The following is a 17,493-nucleotide window of genomic DNA, read 5'->3' on the forward strand; positions in this document are numbered from 1 at the left end:
GGTGGCGACTACACTGGTTCCTAACCACTCACGCATTTTCGGCCCATTATGAAACCCGCTTTCCTCACGCTCGCTTTAATTGCACCGCTGAGCGCCCTGGCGCAGACAGAGGTGTATGGCGTGGTGGACGCAGGCGTTGTAGCCGACGGTGGCTGCCGCAGCGATTGCGCGCACACCAGGGTCGATAGCGGCGTTTCCAGCGGCTCGCGCCTGGGCGTGCGCGGCCGCGAAGAGCTGGGCAGTGGCACGGCGGCGGTCTACACGGTGGAGGCCGGTTTTCTCAACGATACCGGCGTCTCCGATCAAAATGGCCGGCTGTTCGGCCGTCAGGCGTTTGTCGGGCTCGATGGCCCGCTGGGCCTGGTGACGCTGGGCCGTCAGTACAACCTGGTCTACACCACGCTGACCGATGTAGCAGATCCTTTCCACGGCGGCATGGCGGGCAGCGCGGCCAATCTGGTTGGCTACACTACCAAGCGCTACGACAACACCATCAAGTACACCTCGCCACGTTCGCGCAGCGGCCTGATTGGTTCCGTCATTTACAGTTTTGGCGAGTCGCCCTTCAACAGCAAGGTCAACCGCGCATATGGCGCTACCATCGGCTACGAAAAGGGCCGCGTCAATCTGAGCCTGACGCACCAGCGCAAGGACAATCTGCTGGACGCCACCGGCACCACGCCGGCGGTCGACCAGTCGGCCAGCAATTCGCTGGTGGCGGCCAATGTCGACTTCGGCCGCTTTGTCGGCTATGCGGCGTATGGCCACAGCAAGGGCGACGGCAGTTCGCAGTGGGATGAGACCAATCCCTACGGCGCCGTCGCCCAGCGCGATCCGTCCACCAATAGCCGTGATGTGCTGCTGGGCGTGGCGGTGCCGATGGGCGCCACCACCTTGCTGGCCTCGGTTATCCATAAGGATGATCGTGGCCTGGCCAATCGCGATGCCAACCAGATCGCCATCGGCGCCAGCTACGCGCTATCCAAGCGGACCAATATCTACACCTCGGTCGCCAAGATCCAGAACCGCAACGGCGCCGGCTACACGGTCGGCAATGCCAGCAACCGCGGCAGCGGCGACCGCGCCGTCAACATCGGCCTGAAGCACGCTTTCTAGGCATCGGGATTGCTGCCAAGCGGGACAAATCTGGTGCTGTTGTCGAAGATCGTCGGCTGTAGCGAGACGATGGTCTGGAACACCCGCGCCGCGCGGTCCAGCGGCGCAATCACATTCCACGGCGGGAATGCCGGGTTCTTGTCGCCGACTGTGACGGGTGAATAGTTGGTGATGTCGATCTGCGCCGACAGGTTGCCGGCATGCTCCTTGATCAGCGTATCGATGCTCTCATCGAGTTGATTGAAGTAGTCGATGATCTCACCCACCACGTCCAGTTGCAGCCCCTTGGTCGCACCCAGCGAACTCAGCATGGTGCCGATGTTGAGCAGCTGCATCAAGACCAGCTCGTCTTCACCGATCTCGGTGCCCAGCTGGCGGATATCCAGCAGGTCCTGCACCGTTTGCTCATTCAGCTCGATGGTTTTGATCAGGCCCTTGAAGTAGGCGATGCCCATCTGCACACCGGCCGACAGCATATCGCCGACATCTTCCTCGGCGGCGGCGCCCACCAGCGTCACGCCTTGCTCGATCTCGGTGCCTGCCGTGTCAATGAAGGTGGACAGCACCGCTGCATTGTTTTCAGCGATATTTTCTTGCAGGCTGGCGATCTTGGCCCGCAAGCCGCTGATGACTGATGCCACCTTGCCCACCTCGGCCAGGACGGTATCGAAGTCCTTGTTGAACGCGGCCAGCGCCGCCGCCAGTGCGGTCTGATATTCCGTGACCGAGGTCGCCGCTCCCTTGATGTCGGCCAGTAGTTCCTCCAGCACGCCCTTGAACCGGTTCAACTGGTCGAGCAGGCCGGCTTCGTTCTTGTTGTAGGCGTTGTTGATCAGGGTGGGGTATTCCAGATCCATGTGCTCGGCAAACCGGCATAACGCCAGCAAGGTGTTCTGCACGGAATCCTTGATCGCCACGGTCTCGACCAGCGGATCGCCCGATTCCCATTGCGTGGCAATCTGGGTGGCGGTGTCGAAATGGGTGTCGATCGCGCCCATGATCAGGTTCAGCTGATCCTGGTTGAGCGTGGCATTCGGCGCCGGGATCGTCGGTTTTGCCGTTTCCAGCAGCACGTTGGCGGTCTGGGTATTTTGGCCATATGCGGTCGCCTGGACCACGTGGGCCACCAACTGGTCCGGCACATCAAAAATATTCACAGTCATTTTTCGCTCCTGTGGATGGGATTGTCAGGCCGCAGTCGGAGTGTTCACTACCTTGGTCATCTGCGATTGCGAGACCACCGCGGTCGGCACCGGCGTCAGCAGCGTATTGCACAGCGTTTGCAGCGCGTCATAATCCGATTTGACGTAGGCGGCGTCGCTGGTCAGATCGTCGACGCTGGCGTTGCCGGTGACGTCGCTGATGAAGCTGTCGATGTCCTCGGCGGCGGCGGTAAAATCGTCCGCCAACGACAGCAGCTCCTTGGAAATCGCTTCTGCCGCGTTCACGCCATTGCCCAGCGTGGCCACGGCATTCTTGATCGAGTACAGCGGATGCAGAATGGCCTGCTCATCTTCGGTCAACGCCAGGTTCTGCAAGTCGGTATTTTTTTGCGCGACATCAGCCGCCTTCTTGCCCACCATCTCGACCTCGCCAAAGGCGGTGAGGCCGGCCGCCACCCAGCCGATCGGATTCCAGAAATTGGTGACCGCAATCAGGCCGCCGACAATGCCTACCGACACCTCGCCAAAGGTTAGCCAGTTGATGTCTTTCTGCAGCGAGGCGATGTCCGAGTTCAGGGAGTTGACCTGATCGGTCAATTGCTGGGCCGCCTGCGCTTCCGTCAGCGTCGCCAGGTTGAGCGTCTTGCCATCGGCTGGCGGGATGGCGGTTTGTAAGGCCTGAAAATCGGAGTTCAGCTTGGCTTCCCAGCTTTGCAGCGATTTCACCGCGCTGTCGGTGTTGGTTTGCGCAGTCTGGACGCTGCCCTCAAGCTGCGTCGCGTTCTTCGCCATGCGCTGCAACTGCGAGGCCAGGGCGGTGCGGTCCAGCGTGCCGCCGTTCTTGTAGGCGATGATGGCCTGGGTGATCTGGCCGATGGTGATCTCGCCGTGCCGGGTATAGGTGGCGGCGGCGTTGACCACGTCGGTGATGCCGTTGATCTGTGTGGACAGCCCGCTGGCCGTGGCCTGCGCAGCCTTGAAGTCGGCGCCCAGTTGCGTGAGGGCGGTGTTGGCGGCATTGGTCACGGTGGCCGGCACCTCATCGTTGGCAGGCAGCTGCGGCGGCACCCCGACCGAGGTGATGTAGTTGACGAACGCTTGCATGATCTGTTGGTAGGCGCCGATGCTGCCGATGGTTTGTTGCAAATTGCCCGTGCCCAGTTTGGTAGCGAGGGGCGAGGTATTGGTGGTTGCGGCCATGCTGTTCTCCATATTGGTCAATCAGGGGTTGAAAGGCGGGGGGATGCGGTTTTCAGGCAATTTTGGCCAGCGTGGCGGCCACGCCTTGCCAGTCGGCGGTAACGTATTCGAGGTCGTCCTGCAGCGTGGCAGGGGAGGTGTCGGCGAGGATGCTGTCCAAGTCCTGCTGCAGCGTGCCGATCCCGTCGGCCAGGCCGCGCCAGGTGACTTCCAGCGCCGTCGCCACCGATGCGATACCTTGCAGCCGGTTCAGCATTTGCGATAGCGCGTCGATGGTATTGTTGTTGAGCATCAGGACATATTCATCCTCATGCAGCTGCTGCTCTTTATCCTCCAGCTCCTGCCGCAGGTGGCCAAATGCCATTTGAAACGCATGGCCGATCTGCTCGCAGCAATTGCCGCTGGTCATGTCGTGCATCTGCTGCATCAGCGACGCCGCTTCTTGTTGCAGGTTGGCATCTGTTTGTTCCAGCTGCTGCTTGTAGGTGTTCAAGCCTGCTGCGGCGTTGTCGGCCGCGTTCTGAAAGTTGGTCAGCAGCTGGCTGGCATTCAGTGCCGCCGAACGGATGGCGGTGGCGCCGAACTCCAGCGAGTTGAAACTGCCGCGCAGCAAGATGGCCAGCATGTTTTCCGGCTGTCCCTGCGCCTGCTGGGCCGTCTGGCCCAGCAGCGCGATGAATGCCCGCATGCGGCTAGCCACCACAGCCAGGTCTTCACGGGCGCTCTGGCCCATGTTCAATAGCGGGAAAATGAACTGCGACAACAGTGGAGCGAGTTGCTGCTGGACCTGCGGCGGTGCGCCCCGGACGGTATCAACCGTCTGGCTCAGCATCGCCACGGCGTTGGTCATCGATTGCAGGTTGTCGGCTAGTTTGGTGGTCTGCACGCCGACTCCCGGCGGAGCCGACAGTGCAGAGCGAATCGCGTCGTTACTCATAAAACCTCTTTTAGGGGCCAGGTGGACGGCGCCGCGCGGCTTCGGGACATGTAGCCGGTCCTGAAGCCGGCACAGCTTTACTGGTCGTTGATGGCGCGTGGCTGCTGCAGCGTGACGATGGCGTTCTGGACCACGGTGCGTTCGCCAACGCCGGTGGCGGTATACATATAGCTGGCTTTGCCTTCCTTCCAGCCGTTCGTCAGGGACAGCACCAGATCCAGTTGCGGCAGGATCGGCAGCGGTAAAAACGACACGGCGCTGCGCAGGACGATGATGCCGGGCTCGCCGTCCAGCGCCAGGAAGTAGCCATCGACATCGAAGGCCAATTTGTGCACGTTACCGATCAGGCTGGAAATGTTGGCGTGGCCACGCACGCTGCGGCGCGCCGTATCCACCGTCAGGTTGAGTTGCATGGTGGGCGTGGTGCCGGCGAGACCGGCGATGCTGTAGCTGACTGGGAAGAGTTCCATGATGGATCCATTCGTATCGTGAGTTGAAGGGAGGCGGGCTGTGCCCGTGGACAGCAAGATAGCGCCGCCGCCGTGTGGTCTCTAGTATCAGCAGGTAACAGTTGCTGCGGGTTACCGTAACAATAGGCCTGAGTCGGGAGGAAGTTTTGCGAAAAATCAATGGCTTACAATCGTAAGGTAATCGCAAGGCGGCAAGCTCTACAGCCAGATAGAGTTCATCCAGGCACCGCGCTGTGCACCGACTGGACTACTCTCCGAGACTGGATCGACGACCATGAACGCCATTATTTCTGCCGCCTCGAATCACCCAGTAATTTCCATGGAGAACGATGAACGCTGGCAAGCCGTACAGCAGGTACTGAGTAGTCCGGCGTTCGTCAAGGCGCCGCGCATGCGCGCCATGCTGGCCTTCCTCATGCACCGCAAACTGAGCGGGATGGAAGTGACCATCAATGAGTACGCGTTGGGGATAGAAGTATTTCACCGCGACGCGCGCGACTACGATACGGCGACCGACCCGGTGGTTCGGGTGCAGATGGGCCGGCTGCGCGAGCGTCTGGCCCAGTACTACGCCGCAGACAGCCATTGCGGCGGCCTGCAGATTGTGATTCCTCCAGGAACATATATCCCGCAGCTGACGCCACGAGCGGCGCCACCGCCGCAGTCGAAGCTGCGCCTGCGTCTGGCGCCATTGCGCATGCTCAACCCCGATAGCGAAGGCGCTACTGCGTTTGTCTCCGGGCTGGAGGAAGAACTCGCGCTGCAGTTATTCCAGCGCTGCGGCGGCGGACCTGAGCTCGCGCCGCAGCAGGCGCAATGGCTGGAAGTGAGTGTCCGGGTGGAGCCGCGTCATGCGCGCGCCTCGATCCGGCTGTTGAGTGCGGCCGGCGGCGATGTGGTGTTTCTACAGCGATGCGATTGCCATGGAGAACTCGGGATCAGCTTGCAGGAAGAGCTGGCCGTGGCAATCTTTACGGTGCTACAGCAGTTTAGTGAATAGGAATATTGGTTTCCTGAGGATCAACCGGGATGATGATGCCGGTTGAGGTATTCAAATACACGATGCTGAATGGGTAGTGAGCCGGCGCGGTATAGTCATCGTACAGTCCGACCGACAAACCGAACGAACCAAGCTGGTACTCGAACGGCGTTTTCGGATAATCACCGGTCACTTCGGTAATCGTCCAGCCGTTGCGGGCGGAAGGGCCATCAAGCAAAAACAGCGTGTAGGTCGGCTCAATGATCGAGAGGTCGCATTGTGCAATGCCGGTATGCAGCACGCCTTGGTAATCGATATACGTGTACGTGATCTGATTATTGACACCTATTGAGACCAGGATATGGCGCTGTACTGCGACAGGGTATTTCGGAGAAGTCGACATAACTGTTTCCTAGTGAGTAGAGATAAATTGGAGGTACGCATGATCTTGATACCCGATTTGCGCCAGCCGCGTGGCCGCCCGGTGGGCCGCTTCCTTGTCTTGCAAGCAAGTGCTGATGCGCACCCACGGCGCCAGCAGCTGATGGTTCATCGTTGACGTATTGTCATTGCCGATAATGCCATGAGCTTGCCTACAAGTCATCATTATTATTTTCGCATCCTGTTTTTGTTGTTGCTGGATGGCAGCCGTCAGCAGTAGCGATTCCACCAGGGCCAGCCGCGTGCTCAGGTTGCTGCGATTGGCGGCGTACAGGCGCGTCAGGTCATTCAGCGCGGCAGTGCCTTCCTGCTGCGCCTTGTCATGCTGGCCGCTGTCCAGCAGCGCCGCCGCCACGCGGGTACGGCCGACCGCTTCCCGGCGTGCCCAGGCGGCGTTCTTGGGGTCGCGCGCCAGCATGGTCTGCAAGGTGCCATGGACTTCGGTCAGCTTCGGCAGCATTTTCGCCGCCGGCAGCGTGTGCGCCAGCACGCTCAGGCGGTCCTGTTCCAGATTGGCCAGTTCGAACTGCCAGGCGCGGTTGTTGGGGTCTAACCGCATGATCTGGGTGAACAGGCGCTTGGCCTCGTCGTAATCGGCCAGCGCGTGCTCATCCAGGCCCACCGCCACGCTGATCCAGGCGCGGTGTTGCAAGGCAATGACATGGCGATGCACCCACAGCGATTCGCCGGGGAACTGTTCATGCAGGTGCAGCACCAGTTGCAGTTCCTGCGCATACAGTTGTTGCGCCGCGTGCAGCTCACCCAGCGCCTCTTTGGCCGAGGCCAGCCACGAATAACTGTCGGCCAGCTCGGCGGCCAGGCTGCGCGATGCCGGCGCTTTGTCGAGCGCGCGCCGTTTCAGGGCGATCGATTGCATGAACTCGGGCACGGCCAGGGCCGGCTGGCCGCGCGTATAGGCCAGGTTGCCGAGATTATTATGGGCATAGGACTGTTCCACCCACCATTCGCTGTTGTCCGGTTCGCGCTGATGCAGCAGATCGGCAAATTGCTGGTACTCGCGCCAGGCCTTGTCGGCCGCTTCCCAGTTGTTCTGATCCTTGTGCATCTGCCCGACCCAGTAGGCATTGGCGCCCAGGCTCTTCAGCACTTCGATGTCCTGCGGCGCCTGCGCATGCTGGCGGATCAGGATCGCATTGGCCTGCGTCAGCGCGTCAATCGCCAGCCGCGAGTCGCCGTGCGAACGGCCGACTTCGCCAATCACCTGCAAGCCCTTGGCGCGCAGCGTCAGCGCGGTGGGACTGCGGTCGTAGTCTTGCGAACCGCGCAGGTATTGCAAGGCCTTGCCGCTGACGCTTTCCAGGAAGTCCAGACGGCCCAGCGGCCGCAGCTTGTCGGCGAAGTCGCCCAGCATGAAATCCATCAGGCTTTCTGCCTCGTTGCGCCGTAACTCCGCCGAGCGCTTGGCCGCCATCGCGCTCAAGCCGAGTGCCGACGCCAGCACCGCCAGCGCGACAATCAGCGTCAATACCATCCAGCGCAGCCGTTCGCGATAGCGCACGCGGCGGTGCGAAACATGGATCAGCTCGTGTTCGATGTCGGTGAGTGTCAGCACGCCGGCCAGTTGCAACTCGCGCGCTTCCGCCAGCAATTTCCCGCTTGGCAGCAGCAAATCGTTGGGTTGGCCTTCGTCGCGCCAGCGTCCCGCCTGCTGCGCGAGCCGGCCGCGCGTGCGCAGAGCGTTGCGGTGGACCTCGATCCAGTCCGTCATGCGCGGCCAGCGCCGCAGGATGGCGTCATGCGCCACGCCAAACACCGGCGTGGCGCCGGCCAGATCGGTGACAAACAGCCGCGCCTCGACCAGCGCCGCCACCGCCTGATGGGCCTCTTCGCCGCGCAACGCCGACCACGGCGTGCGCTGGCTGGTCACGCTGTCGCCGTCGGGCGACAGCACGATCAGCAGCGACATGATGTGCGCCAGCGTGGCGCGCTGCGCTTCGGCCATGCCCAGTACCACCTGTTCGGCGCGTTGTCCGATGGCTCCCTCCAGATCGCCAAGCTGGTGGAAGGCTTCAAAGCTCAGTTCGCCCTGCGGGGTGCGCAGCCGGTACAGCTCCTGCAGGCAGTATTGCAGCAGGGGCAGGGCGTCCGGGCTTTCGGCCGCGCTGGCGCAGAGAATGTCGTCCAGCTGCGCCTGGGTTACCGGATCGATGCCAAAGGTTAGCTTGGCCGCCGCCGCCGGGCGGCGAATAATGTGGGCGATGTCGCTGAAACTGGGCGCGCTGAGGTCGAAATGGCCGCCGTGGCGCTTGCCTTCGGTCAGCACCGGATACTTGGCGATGCTCGGATAAAAATCGTTGCGGCAGGCGATCAGCAGCAAGACGGCGCGGCTGCGCGCCAGCTGCTCTAGTGCGTTGAGGAAGGCGCGCCGCTCCGACTCCATCAGCCGGTTGACGTTGAACAATGCCTCGAAACCATCGATAAAGATGGCGAAGCGGCAGCCGGGCCGCGCCGGCGCATGCGTGGCCAGCGCTGCCGACAGCTCGGCAATGACGGCGCCGCAGTCTTGCTCCAGGCGCACGCCAAGCGAGATCGCGTTTTCACCTGGGAAAGCCGAGTGCTCCTGCCATTGCAGATCGAGCAGGGCGCCGGCCAGCGCGGTGAACAAGGTTTGCTCGCCCTGGTCGCGCAGGACGAAGGTGGTGGAAGCCAGCACGCCGACCTGGCCGGGGTTCTGGATGCGGGTCAACGCCGGCATCAGGCCGGCCTGGATCAGCGAAGTCTTGCCGATGCCGCTGGGGCCCAGCACCATGGTCAGCGCGAACCCGCTGCGGACTTGATCGGTGACCGTCTCGACCAGATTGCGAATCACCTCGGTGCGGCCGAAAAACACGTCGGCATGTGCCTCGTCGAACGCCAGCAAGCCGCGGAACGGCGAGCCGGCATCCCAGCCGGTCAGGCGGGTGGCGTCGCGGGCGTTGAAATCGAGCGCGGCCACCGTGCGGTAGCCGCGCATGCGGATCGTCTCGATGTAGATCGGCGCCCGGGCGTCGTCGCCGAGCAGGCGGCGCAGCTGGGCGATATTTTTGTGCACCGGGCTGTCGCCGTGGAAGGTATGGCCCCAGCACTGCTCCAGCAGCTGCTCCGCGCTGACCACCTCGCCGCGCGCCCGGCACAGCGCCAGCAGCACGTCCATGGTGCGCGGCTCCATCTGACGCTTGTCATCCGCTTTTTCTATCGAATTGGTGGAGGGATCGACCAGCCATGAGCCGAATTGGAATGAATTTTTCACGTTGAACACATAGAAGATGAACCGCGTAATTGTTTTCCTAAAAACAATTTTATCATCTTTTTTATATTATCAACGAGTAAACTCAAGGCTTGGCGGGACAGTTCGCGGCGAGCCAGCGGCCGGTCGATTCCACCGTGGCTTGCTGAGGTCCGGCGCCGGTATTGTTGGTCACCTGCATGCTGGCGGTGTAGGCATTGTCGCCTTGCATGCGCACCTGCCCGCTGCCGCTGGAGGCTGGATCTGTGCAGTTGAACGTCACGTCCATACCACCCGCCACGGGCGTTTGTTTTGAGGTGCATTTGCCTTGCTGGCTGAGCGGCAGTTCCTTGCGCGCGGCCATTTCCGGCGTGACGCAGGCGGTCATGCGCAGGCTGCCATCGCTGCCGGCTTGCGGCACCGAGACGCCGTTCTGCGCCATCATCGCCTCCATCTGCGCGCGTTGCGCTGGCGGCAGCACAGCCAGTTGCGACAGGGCCGCGCTGACCGCCTGGTCAGTCTGGGCATTGCCGGTGCGGACCTTGCTATTCAATTCCCACCAGCCGGGTTTGATGGTTTGGGCGTGGGCCTGGATGGCCGTCAGCGCGGCCAGCGTGATCAATAATCGTTTCATTAAAGGTCTCCAGTAGAAATGAAAACGGCGCCCCAGGCGCCGTTTTAACCAATTGCGGAGAAGGCTACACGCCGCGTCCGCTAATCAGGCGCAGCAGCACCATGATGATGGCGACCACCAGCAGGACGTGGATGAAGCCGCCAATGGTGTACGAAGTAACCAGGCCCAGCAGCCACAGGATAAGCAGAACGACAGCGATGGTATAAAGCATGATTAATCTCCTCGGGTTGTGTTGAATTCATTATCAACAATACAGCGCCAGGCTTCTGTACGTTGCCGTACTAAAACGCTCAGTCCAGCGGACGCAGTTGGCCTTTGACGATGCGCACGGCGTCGCCATTGCGCCAGTCAGGCTGGTGCGAGGTGTGGATCACACGGCGGCTGCCGTTGTCCATGCGCACGCTGACGTCCCAGCTGGTGGTCTTTTTCATATTGCCTTCGATCTGGTTGCCGGCCACTGCGCCGCCGACCGCACCAGCCACCGTTGCCAGTTGACGGCCATGGCCGCTACCAACCTGGTTGCCCAGCAAGCCGCCCAGCACTGCACCGCCGACCGCGCCGGCACCGCTACCCTGGGCGCGATGTTCGATGGCGCGCACCGATTCGACCACACCGCAATTGCTGCATGGGGCGTTACGCGCTGCTTGTTCCTGCATCTGGCCCGGGCCTTGCGACATGGCGGGCGCCACGGCGGACGAACCTGCCGGCGGCGCATCGTTATAGGCCAGTTGCTGCGCTTGTTGCGGCGCCGGTGGCATGCCGCTCACTTGCACCGGTACGGTGGCGTTCGAGGTCGGCAGCCAACCCAGTATCGCCGCGCTGCCGACGCCGCAGAACAGCACCACCGCCACAGCGGCGATCACCATGATCGGATGAGTTTTTGGTTTGTTTGGGGTGTCCATGTGGAGTGTCCTTTTTTATTGGTTGAGGTCATGCATTGCAGTCGATATTCTGCTTGAGTGCATCTTTTGTCTCCGTGCGTCACCGTACATACATGGTGATTTATTGCCTTTACTCTGATCCCATGCATACCTCTATCTCACATTCTCCCGACGACGACCGTGGACAGCTCCGTCTGGCCAATAATCGCTTGCTGGCCAGCCTGCCAGACGACGATCAACAGCAACTCGCGGCCAAGTGCGAGACGGTGCGGGTGGATAACGGCCAGATCTTGTCCGAGCCTGGACAAGAGGTGCGCTACATCTATTTCCCCATCGATTGCCTGGTGTCGCTGCTCGGCGTGGCCGAAGGCCGCATGACGCTGGAAGTCGGCTCGATCGGCCGCGAGGGCATGCTCGGCGCGGCGGTGGTGCTGGGCCATGAACTGGCGCAGGTGCGCGCGGTGGTGCAGCGCTCCGGCCGCACCTATCGCATGGTGGCCGGCGATTTCGTCACCGAGTTCCACCGCATGGATTCCTTGCAGCGCTTGCTGCACCGTTATACGGACGTCCAGCTGGCGCAAGCGATCCAGATCGCCGTGTGCAGCCGCTTCCACGTGCTCGAAGCACGGCTGGCGCGTTCGCTGCTCATTACGCGGGACCGCTTGCAGTCGGAAAAATTCCATCTAACGCACGAGTTCCTGGCGCACGCGCTGGGAGTGCGGCGGGTGGGCGTGACCAAGGCCGCCAGCGCCTTGCAGAATCAGCGTCTGATTACCTACAGCCGCGGCAATATCGAGATTCTCGATTCGGCCGGCCTGGAATCCGCATCGTGCCATTGCTACGAAATGTTCAAGGACAAATAAGGACAAATCCGCCCCTGCTTCAAAGCAGGGAGGCATAAAAAAACAGACCCGAAGGTCTGTTTTTTTATGCCATCGTTAGATTAACGCGGTGGCTTTTGCACTTGGTTACCGATCACGCCACCAACGGCTGCACCGCCGACCGCGCCAACTGCGCTACCGCCGGTCAGTACCGAGCCGGCGACTGCGCCGACGCCAGCACCGACTGCGGTGTTGCGGTCTTGATTCGACATACCTGCACAAGCGCTCAGGCCCAGGGTAGCCGCCACTACAGCTGCGGTTGCTGCGATTCGTTTGACGTTGTTCATGATTTTCTCCTCTGGCAGGCAAGTCGCGGTATTGCGCCTCACCGATGGACACAGATTACGAAAATCCCGCGCGTGCTTCCGTTCGTCAGCACACATTAATGCCGAATCAACGTCTGGCAGCCATTCGTCTCGCCAGGGCCGGTGCTTACCAGCGGTACGATCGCGGCTACTGGCGCCACCACCGCCAAGGCCAGCGCGCTGCCGGCGCGCAAGGCCAGCGTGCCCTTGTCGACGCTGACATCCGGCGCTTTAAAGCTGCCGCGCACATAAATCGGTGCGCGCAGCGAAATCACCCGCACCGACTTGGCGTCCGGCTTCAGCGTCAGGTCCAGCTTCTCGTTGCCGAGGTTGACCGTGCCGTTGATGTCGATCCGCGCTTCCGAGGTATCCACCACAAACAGCCGCGACTTCATCACGCCATTGGCCACGGCGAAATCGGTGACCATGCAATTGAGCTTGACCTGCTTGTCACCGACCAGCTTGGTCAGCACCACGCTGCCGATGTTCAAGCCCATGGTCTCCAGCATCAGCTTGCTGACGCTGCCTTGCGTGACCGCGCCTTTCAGCTCGCCGTTGGATGCTCCCAGCAAGCTGGCCACCGAATTGCCATCGGCCGCCAGCGCCACATTCGCATTGATTTCGCCGACCGTAGCCTGCATGCCGTCGATTGACGGGAACAACTGCTTCAACTGAAGATGGCTGGCGGCGGCCTTCAGCGTGGCGCGGATGGCGTGCGGATTCACCTTGCCGCTGCCGTCCAGCATAACGGTGGAGGTGAAGCGGCCACCGGCGATATCGAAGTTCATCGGCGTCAGCGACAGCACGCCGTCCTTCAGGTGGATTTGCGTTTCCAGATTTTGGATCGGCAAGTTCTTCTCGCGCGTGATTTGCGCCGCCTTGAAGTTGACGTCGGCGTCGATGGCGGTCCAGCGGTCGGTGCGGAAGGTTTCCACCGGCAGCACCTTGTTACCCGGCTGGCGCTCTTCGGCGCCGCGCGCTTCCTTGCTGGCATTCGAGTCGGCGCCGATCAGCGGGCCGAGGTCGGACACTTGCAGCAGCTTCGACTGCACCGCGCCGCTCAGGCGCGAGCGCGGTTGGCCGGTCTGGAAATCCAGCTTGCCGGCGATGTCGCTCTGGCCGACCTTGCCGGTGAACTGATCGTAGACCCAGTGGCTGGCGTTGGCGCCCAGATTGCCTCTCAGGTGGCCTTCGGTGACGAAGGGCGGGGTTTCCGGCAGCAGCACGCCGGTCAGTGCATACAGCCGCTCCAGGCTGGGCCCGGACAGCTTGAGCCGCAGATCGAGCGCCGTCAGCGACGCCGGCTTGGTCAGCGTGCCCTCAAACACGATGTGTGTGCCGCCGAGGTCGAGGTCGGCCGAGAGCGGGAAGGGCGCCGTTTGCTGCTGCAAGAACAGCACAGCGCCAGCCTTGCCGCTGCCGCTGACGTTCTGGTTATTCCACTTGCCGCGCAGCTGCCAGGCGACGCCGTAGCGCGGATCGTTCAAGGTATCGACGTTGGCGCTGGCATCCACCTGCGTCATGGCATCGATGTAGCGCACCGTGCCTTTGGAAAACACCACGCGCTGCACGTCCAGCTTCCACGCCGACGGCTGGTCGTCATGGCCGAAGGTCCAATTGTTCTTGCCGTCGGCATCGCGTTGCAGCAGCAGCTTGGGACTATCGAAGCGCAGTTCTGGAATCGCGATGCGCTGGCGCAGCAGCGGCAGCAGTTCGACGGCAAACGCGAACTGGCTGACGCTGACCATCTCGCTCGGCGCCTGCATCGCGCGCGGATTGCCGATGTGGACGTCTTTCGCCACCAGATGCGGCATCGGCAGAATGCTGCCCTGTGGGCGCCACGCCAGCGCCAGGTCGCCGCGAATCTCGAACGGCCGCTCGATGGCCGCGCTGATCCGGTCATTCAGCCACGGCCGCGCGCGGTTCCAGTCGATGCTGGCGAGGGCGATGACCGCGATGACGGGGACGGCAACGACGACGCTGCCGACGGCGATGGCGATGCGGGTGCGGCGGGGAAGGGGCATGGCAAACCTGTGGTGTGGTGGTTGCATCATTCTACACACTCCGGCTTTTGTGCGGCACCGTACTGATGCCCGCGCCGCTTCGGCTTATAAAGTCACATCGCTTTCATATTTCGAGGAGAACAATAATGATGAACATGAATACGCAATGGCTGATTGGTGCAGCACTGTTGGCAGGTCTGGCCGGTTGCGCCAGCGACAAAACCCCGGCCACCGCCGATGTCGCCGTGTCGCGTGAAGCGGTGTCCGCTGCGACCGCCGCTGGCGCCGCCGATCTGGCCCCGGCCGAGATGACCTCGGCCCGCGAAAAGCTGATGCGCGCCAATCAGGCGCTGGCCGCCAAGGATTACAAAACCGCGCAAGACCTGGCGACGCAAGCGTCGGCTGACGCCCAGCTGGCGCAGAGCAAGGCCAACTCGGCCAAGGCGACCGCCGCCTCGGATGAGCTGCAGCAGAATATCCGCCTGCTGCGCGAAGAACTGGCGCGCGCCAACGCCAACGCGCAACAATAAACCGAACAATAAAAGGAGAATCCACCATGAAAAAATTCATTCTGCTGCCAGCCGCCTTTGCCGTGTCCGTGATGTTTGCCGCGTGCAGCAGCACCCCGACCACCACTAGCCAGCTCGACATGGCACGCGGTGATTTCCAGGCCGCCCAAAGCAACCCATCGGTAGCCGCCAACGCGCCGCTGGAATTTAAAGCCGCCGCCGATGCGCTGGACCGCGCCAACGCCGCCGCCGCCAAACGCGACAGCTTGGAGGAAATCGACAAGCTGGCCTATATCGCCAAACAGAAAATCGCTACCGCGCAGGAAGCCGCCAAGGCCAAGCAGGCTGAAGGCGAAGTCGCCAACGCCGCCCGCCAGCGTGACGAAATCCGCCTGCAGGCCCGTACTGCCGAAGCCAACCAGGCCCGCAACGCGGCCGACCGCGCCAAGACCCAGGCTGAGCAGGCCAAGGCTGACGCCGACGCCGCCCGTGCCCAGGCCGACGCCGCTGCTGGTTCGGCGCGCGAAGAGCAGGCCAAGAACGCCGCCCTGCAACAGCAGCTGGCCGACCTGCAAGCCAAGCAAACCGAGCGCGGCCTGATCATCACCCTGAACGATGTGCTGTTCAATGTCGACCGCGCCGAGCTGAGCCCGGAAGGCATGCGCACCGCGCAAAAGCTGGCCGACGTGCTGATGCAGGAACCACAAAGCGTGGTACTGGTCGAGGGCTTTACCGATAGCACCGGTACCTCGTCGCACAACCTGGACCTGTCGCAACGCCGCGCCGAATCGGTACGCAATGCGCTGATCGGCCTGGGTGTGCCAGCCGCCAAGATCGCCAGCCGCGGTTACGGTGAAGCGTATCCGGTCGCCAGCAACAGCGATGCCGGCAGCCGCCAGCTGAACCGTCGCGTGGAAATCGTGCTGTCGCAAAACGGCGCACCGATCGCGAATCGTCGTTAATTCGCATCGCTAAATTACCCGTTTTATTTGTACCTCTTACTTAGGAAGGAAAGACTCATGGCTGAATCCAATCCCACCCAACCGGCAGGCATCGATAAAGAAGCGATTCGTGCTGCCGCCCGCAATCTGGAAGACGGCCCGGTCACCGAAGGCTACCAAGGCAATCGCACCGAAGTCATCAAGATGCTGAACGATGCGCTGGCTACCGAGCTGGTCTGCATTGCCCGCTACAAGCGCCATTACTACACGGTAAGCGGCCGTGAGAACGCCGCCATCAAGGCTGAGTTCCTGGAGCACGCCACCGAGGAAGCGGAACACGCCGACTGGCTGGCCGAACGCATCGTTCAGCTGAATGGCGATCCTGATTTCAATCCAGCAACGTTGCTTGAGCGCAGCCATGCCGAGTATGATGCATCGGAAGACGTCCAATCGATGGTGCGCGCCAACCTGATCGCCGAGCGCGTGGCGATCGAGTCCTACCGCCAGATGATTGAAAAAATCGGCGATAGCGACCCGACCACGCGTCATCTGTTGATCAAGATCATGGCGGTCGAAGAAGAGCACGCGGACGATATGCGTGACATGATGACCGAGCACGGTTGACACAGTCTTTTGCAATTTGCTGTACAGTTTTCACATCGACAACCAAAACAGGAGCTTAATCATGCTGGAACAAAATATCAGTACCGTAAATAATGACGTGAAAACTCTGGTGAAAGATGCCCAGGCTCTGTTCACCGCCGCCACCGCCCTGACCGGCGAAAAGGCTGACGAACTGCGCGGCCGCGGCATGCGCGCGCTGGACAGCGCACTGGCCAAGGCCCATGAAGCCCAGGTCAGCGCGCTGGCTGCCACCAAGGAAGCCGCCAAGCACGCCGATGAATACGTCAAGGAAAACCCATGGCGTTCGATCGCAGCAGCAGCCAGTATTGGCCTGCTGGTCGGCGTGATCATCGGCCGCAAGTAAGCAGCCGTGTCGCACGACGAAAGCAATCGTCCGCCAGGGCTGATCGCGTCGCTGGGTTTGGTGACCCGCAATGCGATCGCCCTGTTGCTCAACCGGCTGGAACTGGCCGCGCTGGAGCTGGCCGAGGTGCGCAACCACCTGCTGCAACTGGTGCTGGTGTTCGCACTGGCCGTGCTGTTGGGCGGCTTTGCGTTGATTTATGCGTCGATCACCGTGGTCTACCTGGCGTGGGCGGCGATTGGCTGGGTTATCCTGCCGATCATCACCGCCGTGTTCCTGGTGGTCGCCATCGGCCTGATCCTGTATGCGCGCGCACTGATCCGTAGTGGCAAGCTGGCGTTGCCGGCCACCATGGCGGAACTCAAGTCCGACCGCGATATGCTGTTGTAAGGAGAGGCTGTGAGCAAGCACGAAGATGAGGCCGCACTGGCGGCCGAGAAGCTAAGAATCATACGTGAAGGCGAGTTGTGGCGCATTAAGCTGGTCCACTCGAAAGCGCTGGTGGGCCAGGCGCTGCAACCGGATGCCCTGATGCACGGCGCCATCGACCATGCGGTTGGCCTGGCGCAGGCGCGGCTGGGCGGACTGTTGCACTCCGGTGATGGTGGCGGCTTCAGCCTGAAGTCGCTGACGTCGCTGGCGTCCCTCGGCACGCTGAAAACGGTGATGCCGTATGCGCTGACGGTGGGATCGTTTATCGCTCGCCGCAAGCTGATCAAGCCGGTGCTGATACTGGCCACTGCGGCCGGTGTCGGCGTCGCGTGGCTGATGCGCCGCAAAACCTCACCGCAACAAGAGCAGCTTTGAGCACCGCGCCCA

The 17,493-nt window shown here is 61.9% G+C and carries 20 protein-coding genes; 9 read left to right on the top strand and 11 right to left on the bottom strand.

From position 1 onward, the window contains the following. Window positions 1-48: 48 nt before the first annotated feature. Entirely contained in the window at window positions 49-1,116 is a 1,068-nt protein-coding gene (locus tag HH213_RS20645; protein WP_169113483.1) for a porin, read from the top strand. Here HH213_RS20645 and HH213_RS20650 read toward each other — a convergent pair. The 4 genes from HH213_RS20650 to HH213_RS20665 all read right to left on the bottom strand — a co-directional run bounded on the left by HH213_RS20650 (window position 1,113) and on the right by HH213_RS20665 (window position 4,886). Further along, window positions 1,113-2,279, bottom strand: a complete 1,167-nt coding sequence (locus HH213_RS20650) for an HBL/NHE enterotoxin family protein (RefSeq protein ID WP_169113484.1) — start codon at window positions 2,277-2,279, stop codon at window positions 1,113-1,115. The two genes, HH213_RS20645 and HH213_RS20650, sit on opposite strands and share 4 nt — an antisense overlap. Window positions 2,280-2,303: 24 nt before the next feature. Further along, entirely contained in the window at window positions 2,304-3,479 is a 1,176-nt protein-coding gene (locus HH213_RS20655) for a hypothetical protein (RefSeq protein ID WP_169113485.1), read from the bottom strand. A gap of 52 nt (window positions 3,480-3,531) precedes the next feature. Continuing rightward, window positions 3,532-4,416 (bottom strand): hypothetical protein, encoded by an 885-nt coding sequence (locus HH213_RS20660; RefSeq protein ID WP_169113486.1) that lies wholly within the window; start codon window positions 4,414-4,416, stop codon window positions 3,532-3,534. Window positions 4,417-4,493: 77 nt separating this feature from the next. Beyond that, window positions 4,494-4,886 carry a DUF1842 domain-containing protein gene (locus tag HH213_RS20665; protein ID WP_169113487.1) on the bottom strand — a complete coding sequence of 131 codons (393 nt, stop codon included), beginning with the start codon at window positions 4,884-4,886 and terminating at the stop codon, window positions 4,494-4,496. A gap of 274 nt (window positions 4,887-5,160) precedes the next feature. Here HH213_RS20665 and HH213_RS20670 point away from each other — a divergent pair, with 274 nt between their 5' ends. Next, window positions 5,161-5,886: a hypothetical protein gene (locus HH213_RS20670; protein WP_229263084.1), complete on the top strand. Its 726-nt coding sequence runs from the start codon at window positions 5,161-5,163 to the stop codon at window positions 5,884-5,886. On the opposite strand, the gene HH213_RS20675 is transcribed toward HH213_RS20670, so the two are convergent. The 5 genes from HH213_RS20675 to HH213_RS20695 all read right to left on the bottom strand — a co-directional run bounded on the left by HH213_RS20675 (window position 5,876) and on the right by HH213_RS20695 (window position 11,068). Continuing rightward, complete coding sequence (locus tag HH213_RS20675; protein WP_169113488.1) at window positions 5,876-6,268, bottom strand: hypothetical protein; 393 nt, start codon at window positions 6,266-6,268, stop codon at window positions 5,876-5,878. The two genes, HH213_RS20670 and HH213_RS20675, sit on opposite strands and share 11 nt — an antisense overlap. A gap of 9 nt (window positions 6,269-6,277) precedes the next feature. Continuing rightward, entirely contained in the window at window positions 6,278-9,556 is a 3,279-nt protein-coding gene (locus HH213_RS20680; protein WP_229263085.1) for an nSTAND1 domain-containing NTPase, read from the bottom strand. Window positions 9,557-9,638: 82 nt separating this feature from the next. Continuing rightward, on the bottom strand, window positions 9,639-10,166 hold the full coding sequence (locus tag HH213_RS20685) for a DUF3617 domain-containing protein (protein ID WP_169113489.1): 528 nt from the start codon (window positions 10,164-10,166) through the stop codon (window positions 9,639-9,641). Between the two features lie 64 nt (window positions 10,167-10,230). Continuing rightward, window positions 10,231-10,377, bottom strand: a complete 147-nt coding sequence (locus HH213_RS20690) for a lmo0937 family membrane protein (protein WP_019921959.1) — start codon at window positions 10,375-10,377, stop codon at window positions 10,231-10,233. Between the two features lie 79 nt (window positions 10,378-10,456). Further along, the gene (locus HH213_RS20695; RefSeq protein ID WP_169113490.1) at window positions 10,457-11,068 is read right to left on the bottom strand and encodes a glycine zipper 2TM domain-containing protein; all 612 of its coding nucleotides are present in this window, start codon (window positions 11,066-11,068) and stop codon (window positions 10,457-10,459) included. A gap of 122 nt (window positions 11,069-11,190) precedes the next feature. On the opposite strand from HH213_RS20695, the gene HH213_RS20700 reads away from it, so the two are divergent. After that, complete coding sequence (locus HH213_RS20700; RefSeq protein ID WP_110848622.1) at window positions 11,191-11,910, top strand: Crp/Fnr family transcriptional regulator; 720 nt, start codon at window positions 11,191-11,193, stop codon at window positions 11,908-11,910. 80 nt (window positions 11,911-11,990) lie between these two features. On the opposite strand, the gene HH213_RS20705 is transcribed toward HH213_RS20700, so the two are convergent. Next, window positions 11,991-12,215, bottom strand: coding sequence for a YMGG-like glycine zipper-containing protein (locus tag HH213_RS20705; RefSeq protein ID WP_110848621.1), 225 nt, complete (start codon window positions 12,213-12,215; stop codon window positions 11,991-11,993). Between the two features lie 95 nt (window positions 12,216-12,310). Continuing rightward, window positions 12,311-14,257: an AsmA family protein gene (locus HH213_RS20710; RefSeq protein WP_169113491.1), complete on the bottom strand. Its 1,947-nt coding sequence runs from the start codon at window positions 14,255-14,257 to the stop codon at window positions 12,311-12,313. 125 nt (window positions 14,258-14,382) lie between these two features. On the opposite strand from HH213_RS20710, the gene HH213_RS20715 reads away from it, so the two are divergent. The 6 genes from HH213_RS20715 (at window position 14,383) to HH213_RS20740 (ending at window position 17,481) form a co-directional block, all read left to right on the top strand. Further along, window positions 14,383-14,766: a DUF4398 domain-containing protein gene (locus HH213_RS20715; protein ID WP_371875678.1), complete on the top strand. Its 384-nt coding sequence runs from the start codon at window positions 14,383-14,385 to the stop codon at window positions 14,764-14,766. A 26-nt stretch (window positions 14,767-14,792) separates the two neighbouring features. Then, a complete protein-coding gene (locus HH213_RS20720) occupies window positions 14,793-15,707 on the top strand; it encodes an OmpA family protein (RefSeq protein ID WP_110848619.1) in 915 nt (304 codons plus the stop codon). A 57-nt stretch (window positions 15,708-15,764) separates the two neighbouring features. Beyond that, a complete protein-coding gene (locus HH213_RS20725) occupies window positions 15,765-16,310 on the top strand; it encodes a ferritin-like domain-containing protein (protein WP_110848618.1) in 546 nt (181 codons plus the stop codon). Between the two features lie 61 nt (window positions 16,311-16,371). Then, window positions 16,372-16,674, top strand: a complete 303-nt coding sequence (locus HH213_RS20730; RefSeq protein ID WP_110848617.1) for an ElaB/YgaM/YqjD family protein — start codon at window positions 16,372-16,374, stop codon at window positions 16,672-16,674. 6 nt (window positions 16,675-16,680) lie between these two features. After that, window positions 16,681-17,064 carry a phage holin family protein gene (locus tag HH213_RS20735; RefSeq protein WP_229263086.1) on the top strand — a complete coding sequence of 128 codons (384 nt, stop codon included), beginning with the start codon at window positions 16,681-16,683 and terminating at the stop codon, window positions 17,062-17,064. A 9-nt stretch (window positions 17,065-17,073) separates the two neighbouring features. Next, window positions 17,074-17,481: a hypothetical protein gene (locus HH213_RS20740; RefSeq protein WP_110848616.1), complete on the top strand. Its 408-nt coding sequence runs from the start codon at window positions 17,074-17,076 to the stop codon at window positions 17,479-17,481. Window positions 17,482-17,493 lie beyond the last annotated feature (12 nt).

It is taken from the genome of Duganella dendranthematis, from assembly GCF_012849375.1.
In the GTDB taxonomy this organism is placed as follows: domain Bacteria; phylum Pseudomonadota; class Gammaproteobacteria; order Burkholderiales; family Burkholderiaceae_D; genus Rugamonas; species Rugamonas dendranthematis.